The organism is Bacillus cereus group sp. BceL291, assembly GCF_051776705.1.
Classification (GTDB): domain Bacteria; phylum Bacillota; class Bacilli; order Bacillales; family Bacillaceae_G; genus Bacillus_A; species Bacillus_A cereus.
The window spans coordinates 1-2,607 of sequence record NZ_JBPWAP010000186.1 but is presented as its reverse complement, the minus strand read 5'-3'; the positions used below and the strand labels follow the sequence as shown (position 1 = coordinate 2,607).

The following is a 2,607-nucleotide window of genomic DNA, read 5'->3' as shown; positions in this document are numbered from 1 at the left end:
GGCGCGACACGTTTCTCTATAAGCGTTTAGACGTGAAGTGAGAGTGTTGCTGAAATTTATCTTAAGCAACAATAACTAATATATCGAGAGTTGGAATGAAAATCGTCATGTTGAATTGAAACAACTCCATTAATACTCCTACATGCATGATTTGTTAGTAGACAGATTGTGTATGAAGCTAGGTGAAGTCGGCTGAACGAGCCTAAGTGATTTTTAATCATATGGTGTAGGATAGGTCGGATGGCTGAAAAGATAACTATGGTGAGAATGTCCCTTATGGGTCTGACGAATTTGCGAAGGTACGGGTCTAAAATTGCACTATACCGAAAGGTATAGCACACAAGAGTGTGGTAGGGTACCGAGAAGTACGAATCTGACGGTAGGAAATCGGGATAAGCAACGATGAGCTTATAAACTCTACAGGCTTATAGCAAACACCTACGGTTATCATGAATAGCTAGATATATTGGAACGTGGGAAGCAAAAAACTGCTAAATGAAAACAGCTACTACTGGGCAGGTGGATATAAGGTAATTAGCCGAAATTCCTTTATTTTTGTGAAGGTAGGGGCACAGTACCGTTGAAGCGTCTAATGAACGTGGAGGGATGGCCCCAAGTCTAGTTTGTTTTATGTTTAATTTTAAGAAAATGAAGCTCAATGGTCAGGTAGGAATGTGGGCAAAAACCTAGGAGGTTTCCACAGTTGAGCACAACAATGAGATATTGGGAATATTACAATATGCAAGAAACATTTGATAGGTTATATGAAGAAAGTCAAGGAAATAAATCATTCCATGGTCTATATGAATTGATTACTTCGGAGAACAATATTCTTTTAGCATACCGAACAATAAAATCTAACAAGGGGTCCAAAACCGCTGGCACGGATTTGTTCACGATAGATAATTATAAACCAATGTATAAAAAGGAATTCTTATCATTGGTTTGTAAACAACTAGAGATATACAAACCAAAAGCAGTAAAGAGAGTTTTTATTCCTAAGTCCAATGGAGATAAAAGACCTTTAGGAATTCCAACAATGTTTGATCGGTTAATTCAACAAATGATTAGGCAAATTTTGGAGCCGATTTGCGAGGCGAAATTTTACGAACATAGTTATGGATTTCGTCCGATGAGAGGAACAAAACATGCCATTTCTAGAGTAATGTTTTTGATAAGCAGAAATACTTTTCATTACGCGGTAGATATAGATATAAAAGGATTCTTTGACAATGTTAATCACACATTACTTCTAAAACAATTGTGGAATATGGGTATTAAAGATAAGCGAGTGTTAAAACTTATCTATTTAATTCTAAAAGCACCAATTAAGGGATTTGGAATTCCAAAAAAGGGAACACCACAAGGTGGAATACTCTCGCCATTACTATCCAATATAGTTTTAAATGATTTAGACCAATGGATAGCAAGCCAATGGCACTATTTTGAAACATCATATCCATATACAAATAATGCAAATCAAAAGCGAGCAATGAAAGGTACCAAATTGAAACAAGGATTTATTGTTCGTTATGCAGATGATTTTAAAATTATGGCAAAGGATTTCCGAACGGCACAAAAATGGTTTTTCGCGACAAAAATGTATCTCAAGGAACGATTAAAGTTGGACATTTCACCAGAAAAATCCAGAATAATCAACCTTAGAAAAAACAAATCTGAGTTCTTAGGATATTTATTATATGTAGTACCCAAAAGAAACAAATGGGTTTGTAACTCTAGGATATCAAATAAGAAAAAGAAGCAAATCAAACTTGAGATCAAAAAGCGAATAAAAGCTATTCAGTTGTCATCAACTCGGAAAAATGTGCAATTATATAATGCCTATGTACTTGGACTGCGTAACTATTTTAGGTATGTTACACATGTAAATATTGAAATGAAACAGCTTGCATTTAACCTATCATTAGTAATATTCAATCGATTAAAAAGTGTCGGGAAATATGAAGTTCCAATCAATGCACCTCCGGTGTTTACAAAATTCTTTAAAAATAATTATCGAACATTTAAAGTATGTGGTATTTACTTATTTCCACTAGCGGATATACAAACAGCAACTATATGGAATTACACGCAAACCCAAACACCTTACAATCAAAAAGGCCGAAAGATTGCCAAACATATTGAGTTAAATAAATTGGTATTAGGCGAAATTAAGAAACTACTAACTGCAAATATCCCTAATGAAAGTATAGAGTACTTGGATAATCGAATGGCAAGGTATTCTATGTTGAATGGAAAATGTGAGATACTTAAAGAATTTTTACCAGCAAGTGAGCTACATTGCCACCACTATATTCCGAAGGGATTAGGCGGAACAGATGAGTATGAAAATCTTAGAATCATTCATAAAGAAATTCATAGATTAATTCACATGACAAATAAACAAACGATTGAATCCTACTTTCAAAAACACTCGTTGACTGTGGAACAAGTTAAACGAATAAACCAATATCGAAGAGCTTGTAATTTAGAAAAAATTAAACAATAAACAAATTAGATGGAGCGCCGTATGAGGTGAAAGTCTCACGTACGGTGTGGAGTGGGGGAAAAGGTAGAGATAACTTCAAATCCTTACCTATCACTAAC

General features: G+C 34.7%; 1 protein-coding gene. It reads left to right on the top strand.

Annotated features, from left to right (window positions below):
• Window positions 1-703 precede the first annotated feature (703 nt).
• A complete protein-coding gene (gene ltrA / locus ACS2CR_RS33855) occupies window positions 704-2,509 on the top strand; it encodes a group II intron reverse transcriptase/maturase (protein ID WP_000108316.1) in 1,806 nt (601 codons plus the stop codon).
• Window positions 2,510-2,607: the final 98 nt, after the last annotated feature.